The sequence below is a fragment of the Ningiella ruwaisensis genome (assembly GCF_004798935.1).
Lineage (GTDB): Bacteria > Pseudomonadota > Gammaproteobacteria > Enterobacterales > Alteromonadaceae > Glaciecola > Glaciecola ruwaisensis.
Genome location: NZ_RAHT01000002.1, coordinates 387,083 through 402,877, shown reverse-complemented (window position 1 = coordinate 402,877; position 15,795 = coordinate 387,083). Strand labels below are relative to the sequence as shown.

General features: G+C 44.4%; 9 protein-coding genes. 7 read left to right on the top strand and 2 right to left on the bottom strand.

What is annotated here, in order from left to right:
- The first annotated feature begins 86 nt into the window (after positions 1-86).
- On the top strand, positions 87-1,241 hold the full coding sequence (locus D6V41_RS05190; protein WP_206663235.1) for a Na/Pi symporter: 1,155 nt from the start codon (positions 87-89) through the stop codon (positions 1,239-1,241).
- Between the two features lie 100 nt (positions 1,242-1,341).
- On the opposite strand, the gene D6V41_RS05185 is transcribed toward D6V41_RS05190, so the two are convergent.
- Complete coding sequence (locus D6V41_RS05185) at positions 1,342-2,511, bottom strand: DcaP family trimeric outer membrane transporter (RefSeq protein WP_136250414.1); 1,170 nt, start codon at positions 2,509-2,511, stop codon at positions 1,342-1,344.
- 260 nt (positions 2,512-2,771) lie between these two features.
- Between D6V41_RS05185 and acs the strand changes: the two genes are divergently transcribed.
- The 4 genes from acs (at position 2,772) to D6V41_RS05165 (ending at position 10,025) form a co-directional block, all read left to right on the top strand.
- Positions 2,772-4,715, top strand: a complete 1,944-nt coding sequence (gene acs, locus D6V41_RS05180) for an acetate--CoA ligase (RefSeq protein ID WP_136250413.1) — start codon at positions 2,772-2,774, stop codon at positions 4,713-4,715.
- A 217-nt stretch (positions 4,716-4,932) separates the two neighbouring features.
- A complete protein-coding gene (locus tag D6V41_RS05175) occupies positions 4,933-6,039 on the top strand; it encodes an efflux RND transporter periplasmic adaptor subunit (RefSeq protein ID WP_136250412.1) in 1,107 nt (368 codons plus the stop codon).
- Complete coding sequence (locus tag D6V41_RS05170) at positions 6,036-9,143, top strand: efflux RND transporter permease subunit (RefSeq protein ID WP_136250411.1); 3,108 nt, start codon at positions 6,036-6,038, stop codon at positions 9,141-9,143. Before D6V41_RS05175 ends, D6V41_RS05170 begins: the two co-directional genes overlap by 4 nt.
- A gap of 228 nt (positions 9,144-9,371) precedes the next feature.
- Positions 9,372-10,025: a response regulator transcription factor gene (locus tag D6V41_RS05165; RefSeq protein ID WP_136250645.1), complete on the top strand. Its 654-nt coding sequence runs from the start codon at positions 9,372-9,374 to the stop codon at positions 10,023-10,025.
- A 2-nt stretch (positions 10,026-10,027) separates the two neighbouring features.
- On the opposite strand, the gene D6V41_RS05160 is transcribed toward D6V41_RS05165, so the two are convergent.
- Entirely contained in the window at positions 10,028-13,471 is a 3,444-nt protein-coding gene (locus D6V41_RS05160) for a PAS domain-containing hybrid sensor histidine kinase/response regulator (RefSeq protein WP_136250410.1), read from the bottom strand.
- Between the two features lie 245 nt (positions 13,472-13,716).
- Between D6V41_RS05160 and D6V41_RS05155 the strand changes: the two genes are divergently transcribed.
- Both D6V41_RS05155 and D6V41_RS05150 read left to right on the top strand, forming a co-directional pair.
- Entirely contained in the window at positions 13,717-13,983 is a 267-nt protein-coding gene (locus D6V41_RS05155; RefSeq protein WP_136250409.1) for a DUF4212 domain-containing protein, read from the top strand.
- Between the two features lie 2 nt (positions 13,984-13,985).
- A complete protein-coding gene (locus D6V41_RS05150; RefSeq protein ID WP_136250408.1) occupies positions 13,986-15,710 on the top strand; it encodes a sodium:solute symporter family protein in 1,725 nt (574 codons plus the stop codon).
- The last annotated feature ends 85 nt before the right edge of the window (positions 15,711-15,795 follow it).

Sequence of the window (15,795 nt, the reverse complement as noted above, 5' to 3'; positions counted from 1 at the left end):
TGCAAATTCATGACACTTTCATAAAAACGTCATAATTCGCTTTCATACTATGCAGGCCAAAAGCTTCAAACGAATAGAAGGTTAAGATGAATCAGGAAATGCCAACCGTAGCAGTGACAAACGCGCTTGATGTCTGGCCTAAACCGCTTAGATGGGCAGTATTGCTTGTTCTTGTTTTTGCAATGCTTGCAGCTGTAAGCCTGATTGGTGGCGGGTTTAAAACAGCCACACAAGATCACGCAACCGCTCTATTTGAATTTGCTGCCAACCCGATTATGGGTCTCATTATTGGGATGGTGGCTACTGCCCTTATTCAGTCTTCCAGTACCGTATCCTCAATCATTGTTGCCTTGGTAGCGGGCGGTTTGCCGATTCATATAGCCATTCCTATGATGATGGGTGCCAATATTGGAACGAGCATTACCAATACGATCGTGAGCTTGGGTCATATCGGCAATAAACAAGAGTTTCAGAGAGCTTTTAACGCGGCTACAGTGCACGATTTCTTTAACATTTTTGCTGTTTGCATATTTCTTCCACTGGAAATGGCCTTTGGCTTTTTAGAAAGCTTAAGCGCAGCAATGGTGTCATTATTTACGCTTGGAAGCGCTGCTGAAGTGGGAAGTTTTAACCCGGTTAAGTTTGTGATCAGTCCCTTCGTTGATTCAATTAAAGCACTCACTGGCGCATTGCCTTACATGTACGATGGTTTAGCGCGCATTGTTTTAGGCCTGGGATTGATTATCCTGTCCATTACATGGATGGGAAGGGTGATGAAATCACTCATGGTCGGGCGCGCTCGTCTGATTCTTGAGCGTAGCCTTGGAGCAGGCTCCGTTGCGGGAATTGCATCTGGAACGGCAGTGACCGTTTTGGTCCAATCCAGTTCAACAACCACCTCATTAATGGTTCCTTTAGTGGGCAACGGGATTGTAACAGCTCGCGCTATCTATCCGTTTACTCTCGGCGCAAATATCGGTACTTGTATTACAGCAATCATTGCGGCTTTGGCAGTAGAAGGTGTGAACGCGATATTTGCATTACAAATTGCCTTTGTGCATTTTTGTTTTAATGTGCTGGCAGTTGCGCTTATTTACGGTCTGGCTTTTCTGAGAGAGTTGCCACCAAAGCTTTCTTATCAGTTATCTTTAAAGGTTGCTGAGCAAAAACTATACGGTGTGGGTTATATTGTCGGTGTGTTTTTTATAGTGCCATTGATGGCCATATTGGTTTTACGCTAGCACTATAAGCACAATTTGATATTCTAATAGACACAAAAAAGCTGGCCGAAGCCAGCTAAAGTTGGGTTGGAAGAGGTGGTAGATTAACTACCGAAGGTCATTAAAAAACATACTTCAGTGAAAATTGAAGGCGATTCATATCACCATCTTCCCCAGACTCAAGTTCACGTTTAGCAAAGGCATATTCGCCTCCCACCGTGATTTTTGCAGTAGGTTGATAAAGCAAATTCGCACGAATACTGTAAGTGGTATCCGTTGAGGTAAGGGCCATCAGTTCAAGATCATTATCTGCATCAAAGGTTGCATAAACAAAGTTGCTTCTGAATTGATTGTTCCAAACACGTCTGTAAGCAATGCTGTAGCCAAGTGAGTCTATCGCTTCTAACTCATTATCAGCAGTAACTACTGCGCCATTCGCCGCATTGAGCGCCATGTAGCGACCCAGGCCAGCACCCGTTACAAATGACAATCGGATATCGTCAGTTTCACCTACCTTAATTTTTGAGGTGATGTTGACACCATATGACACAATTGAATCGTCAATATCAGCACCATCTTCATAAACCAGTTGACGCACTAAGCCTGCCACCGAAACGTGTCCCCAGTCAGCGTTATGTGTATAGCGCACAACGGCGTCAGGAAGCGCATTATCGTCTGCTGTTATGCGTCCCGCCCCCGATTGTGGCGTGACGGTGGTTTCTGGATTTTCGAGCGCAAATTCCCATGCGCCCATGGTGTAGCGTACTAAGGGTTGGCGATCGAATATAACCCCATCAGTATTCCCGATAAAATCCAATGTTTCAGGTAAAATTTTGACGTCCATGAACGTTGACCATGTTTGCCCTACTGTCCAGTTTTTATAGGTCAAAAAAGCATGTCGAATACGTGGTGTGTAAGAATTACTTATTCTATCGTCCCCGCTCGGTGTGGCTAACATATCGAATTCTAATACACCGGTTATCGTATCTCCCTCTTCAGTTGGCGTTACGGTTTTAAACTGAAAGCGAGACTGACGAATATGAGCATCTAACTGCGATCCTTCATCGCTCTGTCCAACGGGTGTAAGACTGGGGATGTAAAAGTCACGACCGATACTCCCTGATGCAAGTGTGCCATCAGAGTAATTACTTGCGATAGCGTCTACTTTTACATAACCGGAGAAGCTGACCGAGGTATCACCAATGGTGGCTGCATGGCTTGATAGCGAGACTGCGCCTAAGCATAAACTTAAGGAAATCGCTTGTGCTGTTTTTGTCATATTCATTTTCATAGGTGTATCCATTTTCGTTAATAGTGTGTGAAGACCTAGTTAATCGCGATACATTTTTATGTAAAAATCATGGCTTTCAAATTAGCGCATGGTCTATGAGACTATGGTTGTATTTTATTAACGTTTACATAGGATTAGCGTAAGGGGCGATAAGGTGTGCAGGCCGCAATATATATGGTAATACCAAAGTCTCATTTTGGTTTTTACCAAGAGGTCTATTGTTAACCTTGTACTTACAAGCATTTTACGGAGGCAGAAACATGAGTGCCAAAACATATCCAGTGCCAGAGTCACTGTTAAAAAACGCTCACTTTGGTGATGAAGACTACAAAGCGATGTATCAGCAGTCGGTAAGTGACCCTGAGGGCTTCTGGCGTGAGCAACTTAATGAGCTGGACTGGTATAAAAAGCCTACCAAAATCAAGAATACCGATTTTAGCCAGGAAAGCTGCGAGATTAAGTGGTTTGAAGATGGAGAGCTCAACGCAAGCTATAACTGTATTGATCGTCATCTAGAGAAAAACGCGAAAAAGGTGGCGATACTTTGGGAAGGTGATTCACCTGAAAACTCAGAAAAAGTCACTTATCAGCAGTTGCACTATGAAGTATGTAAGTTGGCAAATGGTCTTAAGAAGCTAGGCGTTGAGAAAGGTGATCGTGTGGCGATTTATATGCCGATGGTTCCACATGCTGCTTATGCTATGTTGGCTTGTGCTCGCATTGGCGCGGTGCATTCAGTTATTTTTGGTGGTTTTTCGCCTAATGCGATTGCAGACAGAATCAATAACAGTGACGCAAAAGTCGTCATTACGGCTGATCAAGGGCGCCGCGCAGGAAGAAGCGTTGCGCTTAAAGCAAATGTTGATGAAGCTATTGCAAATGGCGCATGTCCATCAATTAAGGCGGTTGTAACGCATAAACTTACTGGTGGTGATATCAACTGGAATAGCGATGTTGATGTGTGGTGGCATGAATTGATTGGCGATTGTTCTGCTCAATGCGAGCCGGAAGTCATGAATGCTGAAGATCCTTTATTCATTCTTTACACCTCAGGTTCAACGGGTCAGCCAAAAGGTGTAGTGCATACCACTGGTGGCTATCTTCTTTATACATCAATGACTTTCCGCTATGCATTTGATTATAAAGAGGATGATATTTACTGGTGTACAGCCGATGTGGGCTGGATCACAGGTCACAGCTACATGACTTATGGACCACTTGCCTGTGGCGCAACGCAGGTATTTTTTGAGGGCGTTCCCACTTATCCTGATGTTCGCCGTATTGCTCAGGTGGTAGAAAAATACAAGGTGAACAGCTTATATACCGCACCCACCGCCATTCGAGCGCTTATGGCTCACGGTGAAAAGCCGGTAGAAGGCTGTGATTTATCCTCACTTAGAGTTTTAGGCTCTGTAGGTGAACCAATTAATCCAGAAGCTTGGGAGTGGTATCACAAGGTCATCGGTCAGGGTCGTTGCCCAATTATTGATTCTTGGTGGCAAACTGAAACCGGCGGTATGATGATTGCTCCTCTGCCCGCGGCGACCGAACTTAAACCTGGCTCTGCAACGCGACCTCTGTTTGGCATTCAGCCTGCTTTATTTGACGCTGATGGTAATGAACTGGAGGGCGCTACAGAGGGTAATTTAGTTATTAAAGATAGCTGGCCCTCACAAGCCCGCACTGTTTACGGTGACCATAAACGTTTTATAGAAACTTACTTTAGCGCATATAACGGCGTGTACTTTACCGGTGATGGGGCGCGTCGTGACGAGGACGGTTATTATTGGATAACCGGCAGAGTAGATGATGTGCTCAATGTGTCTGGACACCGCTTAGGTACAGCCGAAATTGAGTCTGCACTGGTTGCTCATGCTGTGATTGCAGAGGCGGCAGTGGTAGGTTATCCGCACGACATCAAAGGCCAGGGTATTTATGTTTATGTGACGCCCAACGAAGGGGTAGAGGCTAACGAAGAGCTCACTAAAGAGATAAGAGCCTGGGTTCGAAAAGAGCTAAGCCCAATTGCTACACCTGATCTCATTCAATGGACGACAGGCTTACCTAAAACGCGCTCTGGCAAAATTATGCGAAGAATACTGCGCAAAATAGCCGCTAATGAGTATGAACAATTAGGTGATACCTCAACGCTTGCAGACCCGTCAGTAGTTGATTCGCTGATAGACAAACGCTTGAATCGTTAAACTAATGCAATGATTGAACTAAAGGCTGCTTTTGAGCAGCCTTTTATTTAACTTAAATTTACTGACAAGAGAGCTTCCAAACTAATAACGCCATATTGTCTTCTGCCAATTTTCGTATCTTTTCGATTAATTAGAAAGATTTAGTGAAGATATCGCGATAATCTTTGTTCGATTTTGGACGTATATTATTTAGGTTTATTAATAACGAGCTCATCGAATGCGTGTTCTACTTACCTCTTTTTCAGCCCTAAGCGCTTGCGTTTTATTGAGTGCTTTGTTGCTAGCAAACTCAGCTTCTGCCAACTCTGCAAACCCGGTTCCGGTTTTTGTTGCACAAGCAGTCAACCAGAATTTAAACGATGAAATCGAAGCCTTGGGTTCATTACAAGCAAACGAAAACGTCAATCTTACTTCCACCGTGACAGAAAGAGTGATTCAGGTAAATTTTGATGATAATCAGTCGGTAAAAAAGGGAGATTTACTGGCCGTAATGGATTTTGCTCAAGAAGAGGCCGAATTGGCTGAAGAGCAGTCACGCCTTGATGAAGCTAAACGACAAATCAACCGATTGCGCCCATTGGTTGAAGAAGGCGTGGCCTCGTCTTCCGCTCTAGACGTTCAGGAGCGTGAAGTAAATACAGCAAGAGCCAGAATTAAAGCGATTGAATCGCGTATCAACGAGCGACGAATAATTGCACCTTTTGACGGCGTAGTGGGGATTAGAAACATTAGCGTCGGAGCGCTTGTTCAGCCAGGAACCTTGATTACTACCATTGATGATATAAGCGTCATGAAACTGGATTTTTCGATACCCGAAGTGTATTTAAGTGCGCTGGAGAGAGGTATTTCAGTAAGGGCAACCAGTAGCGCTTATCCGGGGAGAGTTTTTACAGGTACCATAACCAGCATTGATAGTCGCGTGGATCCTGTGACAAGAGCGGTATTATCCAGAGCACTTATTGACAATGAAGAGGGCTTGTTAAAAGCGGGAATGCTGATGCAGGTCGTATTGAAAGCAAACCCTAGAAAGGCGCTTGTCGTTCCCGAAGAAGCCCTAATCGTTTTAGGGAATAAAAAATATGTCATGCGCGTTGAGGAAGATGCAAACGGAGAAGTTATCGCCAAACGGACGCAGGTCGAATTAGGACTCAGACTTAAAGGTGAAATAGAAATAATTAGTGGACTCGAAGAGGGCGAACGTGTTGTTACGCATGGAACGCTAAGAATCAGCGACGGCGCAAAGGTAAGCGTTAGAGCCATTGAAGATAATAATCAGAGCTTACAGGAAATGCTGGCGCAATCCCAAATGGGAGCAGAGTCATGATTTTATCCGACTTATCTGTTAAACGTCCGGTCTTCGCCAGCGTTATTTCACTTTTGCTCGTGGCTTTTGGTTTAGTCAGTTATGAGCGATTAAGCCTTCGAGAGTACCCTGATATTGACCCGCCAGTAGTGACAGTTGAAGTCACTTACCCCGGCGCGCCTGCAAATATTGTTGAAACTCGCATTACTGAAATTATCGAAGAGCGTATTGCGGGTATTGAAGGAATTGAGTTTATACAATCATCATCTCAGGATGGAGAATCGAATGTCAGTATAGAGTTCTCGATTAATCGGGACATTGATGCTGCTGCTAATGACGTACGGGATCGCATAGCCGGTATCACAGATAACCTGCCGGAAGAAGCTGACCCACCCGAAGTTCAAAAGGTAGACAGCAATGATGACGTGATCATCTGGCAAAATCTTGTCAGTGAGCAAATGACTTCACCCGAACTCACTGACTATGCAGAGCGATTTTTGGTGGATCAATACTCGACGCTAGATGGCGTTGCTCGCGTAATAATTGGTGGGGCGCAAAACTACGCAATGCGAATTTGGTTAAATCGTCAGGAAATGGCAGCTCGAAATATAAGCGTCAGTGATGTTGAGCGAGCACTTCGGGCTGAAAACGTCGAGTTGCCTGCTGGTGTATTAGAATCTGACGAGCGACTTTTTAGAGCGCGCGTTGACCGAAATTTTAAGCAAGCTGATGATTTTAATCGCTTAGTTATTGCGCAAGGCGAGGATGGCTACTTAATTCGACTTTCTGATATTGCGACAGTTGCCTTAGGTGTTGTTGAAGACAGAGTACAATTTAGAGGAAACGAAGTTCCCATGATAGGGATTGGCATCATCCGGCAGTCCACTGCAAATACGATTGATGTGGCTAATGGGGTGATTGCAACGTCGGAACGTTTAAACAAAAGCTTGCCTAATGGGATGGAGATCAAGCAAAGCTATAACGCTGCCGTGTTTGTTCAGGCGTCTATTGCCGAAGTGTACACCACACTGTTTATTGCCATTGCTTGTGTTATTTTGGTGATTTATCTGTTTTTGGGTACCTTCAGAGCGATGTTGGTGCCCGCGGTAACTGTGCCTGTTTCTCTTGTTGCTACCTTCATTGTTATTTATGCATTAGGGTTTTCAATAAACTTATTGACCTTATTAGCTTTAGTCTTGGCTATCGGTTTAGTGGTGGATGATGCGATTGTCATGCTTGAAAACATAGTAAGGCGCATGCAGGATAAGCGGGAAAGTCCTTTGATTGCCGCCTACAAGGGAGCGCGACAAGTGGGTTTTGCTATTATAGCTACAACACTTGTGCTTGTTGCGGTTTTTGTTCCAATTACTTTTTTACAGGGCGATATTGGCAGGCTCTTCACAGAGTTTGCTCTGACTATTGCAGCAGCAGTTGCCTTTTCTTCACTTATTGCACTTACCCTTTCGCCAATGTTAGCTTCAAAAATTTTAAAGGAAAAAGCGCCCCGAAGTAATTTTCTTATCAATTCCATAGATAAGGGGATTAGTTGGCTCAGACATAAATATATGCGCTCCGTCGCCTTTGGTATCCGCAGGCCCATCGTCATTGTGATAGGTTTTTTTGCAGTACTAGGCGCCACGGTTTTTCTTTATCCAAAAATTCAGCAGGAATTTACTCCCCAAGAGGATAGAGGTGCATTTTTTGTAATTGTGAATGGACCTGAAGGTGCAAGCTACAGCTACATGCGAGAGTACATGGATGAAATAGAGCGAAGACTGATGCCCTTGGTGGAAACGGGTGAAATTAACAGGCTATTGGTGCGTTCACCGCGCTCTTTTGGAAATGTGGAAAATTTTAATACCGGAATTGCCATTGTTATATTGAATGATTGGGCTGTTCGACGTCCTGCTGCAGAAATAATGCAGGAGGTGAGAACAAAGCTGGGTGAACTACCTGGAGTAAGGGCCTTTCCCATTATGCGACAAGGTTTAGGCGGAGGAACCCAAAAGCCGGTGCAGTTTGTGCTAGGCGGTTCAACTTACGAAGAGCTGGCCAAGTGGCGAGATATTTTGCTGGCAAAAATAGATGAAAACAATCCAGGCCTTGAAGGTATCGATAACGACTACAAGGAAACGCGGCCTCAAATTGATTTTAATATCAACTATGAGCGCGCGGCCGACTTGGGGGTCAATATTGCTGAAATTGGTCGCACCCTGGAAACTATGATGGGCGGCAGAAATGTCACTACCTTCCTTGACCGTGGAGAAGAGTATGATGTGATCTTGGAGGGGGAAAGAGATGCCCAACGTTCTTTCAGCGATATTAAAAATATTTATGTAGAATCTGCAAGAAGCGGTCAATTAGTACCCATTTCTAACTTGTTAACCATAGATGAATATGGTGCTGCCGAAACGCTCTCCCGTTTTAATCGAATACGCTCTATCACCATTGAAGCTAATCTGGCAGAGGGCTATAGCCTGGGTGAGGCTCTTGACTATTTGGAGAATTTAACCCGAGAACATTTGCCACCAGAAGCAATCATTGACTTTAAAGGGCAGAGCCGAGACTATCAGAGCTCTGGCAGTTCGATGATGTTCGTTTTTGCGTTGGGCGTGTTAGTAGTATTTCTGGTTCTGGCTGCGCAATTTGAAAGCTGGGTACACCCTTTTGTTATCATGCTAACCGTTCCGCTTTCTATTGGCGGCGGATTGCTTGGTTTATATTTGACCGGCAATTCACTGAATATTTACTCACAGATTGGCTTGATTATGCTGGTGGGTTTAGCGGCTAAAAACGGGATACTTATAGTAGAGTTTGCGAATCAATTACGTGACGAAGGCGCTGGCTTCAATCGCGCTATAATGCAGGCATCTCATACCCGCTTCAGGCCCATCATCATGACTGGACTGACGACAATTGCCGGTACAATTCCCCTGGTGCTATCAAGCGGTGCCGGAGCAGAGACGAGGATGGTCATTGGCATTGTAGTGCTTTTTGGAGTGCTGGCAGCAACCGTATTTACTTTGGTTTTAGTGCCGGTTATGTATAGCATGCTCGCCAGAAAAACAACCTCTCCAGAGGCTATTTCCAAGCAAATTAAGGCAGAGTTGAAACCGGTTAATTAAGCGAGAAAAAGGTCTGAAAGATAAATAGTCAGCTTTGGTGGATCAACGGATAAGTTCCAGACTTTCTATTATACTTTTGTATGAGACCAAATCGCTTTCTTATTTGTTAACATCTTGTTAAGCTGATAATAAGCGAGTACGCTACTCTTCACGTGGCGTGCGTAAATCGCTAACATTGCAAACAAGCAAGCACATTACGATATGCAACACATCAAGGACACACTGAATATGGTCACCTTACTGATTGCTGACGATCACCCCTTGTACCGAGATGCACTTAAGGGTGCGCTTAAAATGGCCTTCACTGATTTGACGATATTGGAGTCTGGCGATCTGAATGCCACGGTTGCCAAACTGGAAAGTCACGATGTTGACTTACTCTTACTTGATTTGCACATGCCGGGTAGTAGCGACCTGTTTGGCTTTTTACATATTCAGAAAACCTTTCCTGACATCCCCATTGCGGTTGTATCTGGCACAGAAGACGCTGCCCTGATTTCAAAAATTGTTGGTTTAGGCGCGATGGGTTTTATTCCCAAGACCGCTAGCGCTCAGGAGATAAGTGAGGCTGTAACCAATATGTTAGACGGTGACGTTTGGGTACCTGAGCGAGTAAGGCAACAAATTGAAGACGTGGATGAAACATTCTCTGCACTTGCTGAAAACGTTGCGAGTCTTACGCCTTCTCAATATAAGGTATTGTGTTATATGCGTGATGGTCTGCTAAATAAGCAAATTGGTTACAATCTCGATATTGCTGAAGCAACCGTGAAAGCGCACGTTACCGCGATCTTTAGAAAGCTCGGTATTAACAATCGAACACAGGCGGTGTTAATTGCTTCGCAATTGCAACTAGAGCCGCCAGCCAAAGAAGAAGTGTAACGTTAATCGTTTGCTTTATCCTCAACTTCAACATGTCGGATGAACTTGCTCATACTTTGTATGAGAGTTCGTAGCTTCGCAGGCTTTAAAGGTTTGGCCAAATAATTCACGCCATGATCGCTGCAACCTTTCATTAACTCATCACCCCGCTGTGCAGTGACCAGACATGCGGGCAAAATGGTGTTATTTTGATGACGAATCATGTCTATGAGTTCAAGTCCGTCTGGTCCTCGGCCTAACTGGTAGTCAACAAATAAAATGTGCGGTTCGAAAGACTTAGCTATTTCCAGCGCTTTCTCGTAGTTTTGAGCGGTTTGCACATCGATTCCCCATTTTCCGAGTAGTGCTTCCATGGCATCGAGATTTTCTCGCTGATCATCTATACACAGCACTTTAAGTTTACTAAATACTGATTTAGAAGGAGAGCGAACGATCTTGGCTGCTTCGGGCGGCGGCACCTGTTTAAATTCGATAGAAAAGCACGAGCCTACCTCTTCTTTTGAATACACTCTTACCTGACAGTCAAGTTGTTGGGTAAGGCGCTTTACTACTCCCAGTCCCAGGCCGATACCCTGTTCTTGTGAGTTCTCCACTCGGTAAAAGTCGCTAAAAATAGCGGCTTGTTGAAGCTCGGGGATCCCGATGCCAGTGTCGCGCACTTCTATTTTAACGCGCTCCTTATGTACTCTTACCGTTAGCAATACTTTACCCGTTTGCGTATATTTCACGGCATTTGAAGCCAAGTTCTGAACAATTCGATACAAATAGGTTTTATCAGCGCTTATAAAGCAATCTTGTATGCGGCTTCTAAAGCCAAGGCCTTTTTCTTTTGCTTTCATGCTCATTTCGTTAATAATCGGCGTTAGTATTTCACGCACATTTAAGGTTTCGATAAATGGCTTTAATTCACCCTGGTCAAGGCGAGAAATATCTAAAATTGTGCTAATGAGCGTTTCGCTTGAGACAACCGAATCGCTTAATTTGCGAATCGTGGCTTTCAAATCTTCCGCAATATCGGCTTCTTCTAAAATCGTCAAATACAGTTTTGCAGCGTTTAGAGGCTGTAAAACATCGTGGCTCGCCAGTGCCAAAAAACGGGTTTTACTTGCATTTGCATCTTCCGCTTCTTTGCGCGCTCTGATGAGTTTTTTCTCAAGATGATTTCGCCGCTCAATTTCCAGTCTTAATTCGGCGTTAATCGAGTGCACTTCTTCAGTGCGCTTTGCCACGCGTGCAGCCAAATCGATATTTGATTCTTTTAAGGCCTGTTGGATTTCAACATGTCCTGTAATGTCATGGAAACTCGTCACAAAGCCCCCACCGGGCAATGGGTTACCGACCATTTCAATCACGTGTCCATCATCGCGCTGTCGGGTAAAACGATGCGGTGTCCCGTTTTTCAAATGCTCCAGACGCTTTTGAACCTGAATTTCAATCTCACCAGGACCACAGTCACCTCTTAAAACATTGTGGCGAATGAGCGGCTCAATGGGCGCCCCAACTTGTACGAGCGATTCGGGATAGGAAAACAAATCGATATAGCGTTTGTTCCAGGCGACGAGGTTTAGATTTTTATCGACTACGCTTATACCTTGATCAATATTTTCCAAAGAGGTCAGAAGCGCACTCATATTAAATTGCATTGCTTGTGTGGTGTCGTCAAAGAAGTTCACGACTTCAGTGATATCGAGCTTTTTCCCGCGCACTACGCTGTCGATAAGTGCTTTAGCGCTGGATGAACCTACCACGCCACCCAAGGCTCTTTCACAAAACTCTAATAGGCGTTCACTGGCTTTATCTTCATCCAAAAGTTTTAAGCCGTTTTGTTTTTCATAATCCCGAAAGAGTTGTTGACAGCGCTGGTCACCTGAAAAGCGGGCAATCAGGGTTTTTAAATCAGACACTCTTACTTCAAACACGGTATCGGATTTAAAATTGTTGTTTAAAGCTGCGGGAGACACAAACGCACTCGCTTGAATGCGATCGATCAAACGCGGCGTCGAAATCATTGAGAATCCCACATAAGCGAGCGTGTTAGCAATGAGGCTTAACAGCGCGCCTTGCGCAACAATATCGCTTTGGTAGGCGCTGCTGTCTGGTTCGATAAGTGGAAAGAGCAAAAACATCAGCCAAACAGCAAAACCGCTTAACAGGCCTGCGTACACCCCATGCGCATGTCCTCGTTGCCAATAAAGTCCGCCAACTATTGCCGGTAAGAGCTGAATAACCAATGAAAAGGCGAGCAAGCCAATGGAAGCAAGCGGTGCCTGATATGCCATTTGCTGCTGATAAGCAAAGGCCAATAGCAATATAGAAAATATTACAAAGCGGCGAATCTTTTTTATCCGCTGTACTTTATCTACGCCTTCTGGAATACCTTTATCCATTAGCTTAGGTAAAATCACATCGTTTGTAAGCATTGTGCTTAAAGTAAGGGTAGCGACGATAATCATGGCCGTGGCCGCTGATAGTCCGCCAACAAACACAATCATTTGTAACCAAATAGATTCTGAGAAAAGGGCAATACCCATGACGTATTCATCGCCTGCTATCGTTTTTTCAGCGAATATCGCATTACCAGCGGCTGCAATAATTGGAATGGTTAAGGCAATTAAGGCCAGATAGAGCGGAAAATACCAGCGGGCGCTGCGAACGTGCTCCAAATGCAAATTGTCAATAACGGTAATATGGAATTGTCTTGGTAAGCAAATAATAGCGGCTGCAGCCATTAGAGTTTGTGTCCAAAAACCCAATGAGGAAAAGGCCGATAGCGACTCTGAGCTTGTATAGGCAGCCAGGATGTTGCCGGAGGCCTCAGCATGCCAATACTGATATCCAATAAATGCCACTAATATAAGCGCTAATAGTTTAACGCATGATTCAAAGGCAATGGCGAGCATTAAGCCTCTTCGATATTGCGTCACATCGGTATTACGAGTGCCGAAATACATGGCAAATACTGCCATAAATAAACTGGCAATAATGATAATTACCTGGGTGTCACCTTGTTCAGTAATCATTTGAAAGGTTGTACCGATGGCTTTTAACTGTAGCGCTATGTAGGGAATAGTAGCCATTAAGGCGATAATGGTTACGAGCAGCGCAACAACTTGTCGCTTACCATATCGAGAGGAAATAAAATCCGCGATAGTACTAATATGCTGTTTTTTACTAACAAAAATAAGCTTATAAATAAAAGAGTTAAATACTACATAAACAATAATGGGCCCTAGCAAAATGGGCAGATACATCCAGCCTTGTGTACTTGACTGACCTACAGCACCAAAGAAGGTCCATGCGGTACAATAAATACCTAATGCTAGACAGTAGACTAAAGGATGAGATGTAATCCATCGAGCAGTTGGGGAGTTTTTATCGCCCCATTTGGCGATCCAGAATAAAAGTAGTAAATACGCTAGAGCTAGCGCCAGCCAACCGATCGACATGTAAATTCCTATACAAGCTTTTAACAATTGTCACTTTAACACATAACAATCTAATACTAACACCGTAAGACCAATGTCGCATTTCGCCTATTTCTCAAGCTCTCTATTGTAAACATCAAGCTAGTAATGACAGGTTTTACAAGCGAGTTTATGCGTTCGTACAAACATCAAAAGCGCCTATAAAACCTCTCGTTACTAAAATGTAAAAAGCAACACACTAACTTAACCTAGTAGAGGACTTAAAGATGGGATTCAAAAACGAAAACGATCAAAAAGCCTACTGGAAAGAGAATCTCTCAATCCTGTTTAAGCTTTTAGTTGTCTGGTTTGTCGTCTCGTTCGGCGCAGGCATTTTATTTGTTGAGCAGCTTAATCAAATTCAATTTTTTGGATTTAAATTAGGCTTTTGGTTTGCTCAGCAAGGGGCAATTTATGTATTTGTAGCACTTATTTTCATTTACATGAAATTGATGAATTCATTAGATAAAAAATACGGCGTAGACGAGGAATAACGATGGACGTTCAAGTACTTACATTTTTGATCGTAGGGGCATCATTTCTCCTCTACATAGGCATAGCAATTTGGGCCCGAGCTGGCTCTACTACAGACTTTTATGTTGCCGGTGGCGGTGTGCCGCCCGTGATGAACGGAATGGCAACTGCCGCAGACTGGATGTCGGCAGCTTCTTTTATCTCCATGGCGGGTCTGATTTCATTCATGGGTTACGATGGTGCAGTATACCTGCTTGGTTGGACCGGTGGCTACGTACTCTTAGCGCTTTGTCTGGCTCCGTACCTGCGTAAATTTGGTAAATTTACGGTTCCTGATTTTATTGGCGACCGCTACTACTCGCAAACCGCTCGAACTGTTGCTGTGTTCTGCGCCATTTTTGTTTGCTTTACTTACGTTGCCGGTCAGATGCGTGGCGTGGGCGTTGTATTCTCGCGCTTCCTTGAAGTCGACATTGTTATGGGCGTTGTCATCGGTATGGCGATTGTATTCTTTTACACCGTACTTGGCGGTATGAAAGGCATTACCTATACACAGGTTGCACAGTATTGTGTATTGATTTTCGCTTACCTTGTACCGGCTGTTTTCATCTCAATGATGCTAACAGGTCATATTCTGCCTCAAACAGGATTTGGTGCAACTTTGGCCGATGGTTCCGGCGTGTATCTCTTGGATAAACTGGACGGACTATCAACTGAGCTTGGATTTAATGAGTATACCGACGGTAGCAAAAGCATGATTGATGTCTTTTGTATCACTTTTGCATTGATGGTAGGAACGGCAGGCTTGCCTCACGTTATTGTACGTTTCTTTACGGTACCTAAGGTGGCTGATGCTCGCAAGAGTGCTGGTTGGGCGTTACTGTTCATCGCAATTTTGTACACCACAGCACCTGCATTATCTGCATTCGCTCGTGTCAATATGATTGAGACCATCAACGGCCCTGAAATGACAGGAACGGCTTATTCTGAAGCGCCTTCGTGGATTAAAAACTGGGAAGAAACCAAACTTATCAAATTTAACGATAAGAACAACGATGGCAAAATGTTTTACTCTGCAGGCAGCTACGATGACCCTGCAAGTGCCAACGAAATGCTGATTGACCGCGATATTATGGTTTTAGCTAACCCTGAAATCGCAGACTTACCCGCCTGGGTGATAGCATTGGTCGCAGCAGGAGGGGTGGCAGCAGCGCTTTCAACGTCAGCGGGTTTATTGTTGGTTATTTCAACCTCGGTGTCGCACGATTTGCTCAAACGTACCTTTGCGCCAAATATTTCCGACAAGGGTGAGCTACGCGCTGCGCGAATAGCAGCTGGGGTGGCGATACTTATTGCAGGATACTTTGGGGTAAATCCGCCTGGATTTGTGGGGCAGGTGGTGGCCTTTGCCTTCGGTCTGGCAGCGTCAAGCTTCTTCCCGGCAATCATTATGGGTATCTTCAGTAAGCGCATGAATGATAAAGGTGCAATCTCGGGCATGGTAGCAGGTATTGCCTTTACCGCAGCCTACATTGTGTACTTTAAGTTCATTAGCCCTGAGTTAAATACACCGGATAATTGGTTCTTGGGAATCTCACCTGAAGGCATCGGTTCAATCGGTATGTGTGTAAACTTCATTGTTGCGTTTGTTGTGTTCAAAATGACGAAGGAAGCACCAAAAGAAATTCAGGACCTGGTGGAAAGCATTCGCTTCCCGAAAGGTGCAGGTGAAGCGTCGGCTCACTAATCCTGAACTAGGAAAACTACTAGGAACTGCAAAAGCCCGGCAATCTGCTGGGCTTTTTTATCAAAAAAATACGTAAGTGATGAAC

Excerpts from the sequence above, each read along its gene's own strand:
- D6V41_RS05190 (WP_206663235.1), top strand. The coding sequence starts at position 87 with ATGAATCAGGAAATGCCAACCGTAGCAGTGACAAACGCGCTTGATGTC.
- D6V41_RS05185 (WP_136250414.1), bottom strand. The coding sequence starts at position 2,511 with ATGAAAATGAATATGACAAAAACAGCACAAGCGATTTCCTTAAGTTTA.
- acs (WP_136250413.1), top strand. The coding sequence starts at position 2,772 with ATGAGTGCCAAAACATATCCAGTGCCAGAGTCACTGTTAAAAAACGCT.
- D6V41_RS05175 (WP_136250412.1), top strand. The coding sequence starts at position 4,933 with ATGCGTGTTCTACTTACCTCTTTTTCAGCCCTAAGCGCTTGCGTTTTA.
- D6V41_RS05170 (WP_136250411.1), top strand. The coding sequence starts at position 6,036 with ATGATTTTATCCGACTTATCTGTTAAACGTCCGGTCTTCGCCAGCGTT.
- D6V41_RS05165 (WP_136250645.1), top strand. The coding sequence starts at position 9,372 with ATGGTCACCTTACTGATTGCTGACGATCACCCCTTGTACCGAGATGCA.
- D6V41_RS05160 (WP_136250410.1), bottom strand. The coding sequence starts at position 13,471 with ATGTCGATCGGTTGGCTGGCGCTAGCTCTAGCGTATTTACTACTTTTA.
- D6V41_RS05155 (WP_136250409.1), top strand. The coding sequence starts at position 13,717 with ATGGGATTCAAAAACGAAAACGATCAAAAAGCCTACTGGAAAGAGAAT.
- D6V41_RS05150 (WP_136250408.1), top strand. The coding sequence starts at position 13,986 with ATGGACGTTCAAGTACTTACATTTTTGATCGTAGGGGCATCATTTCTC.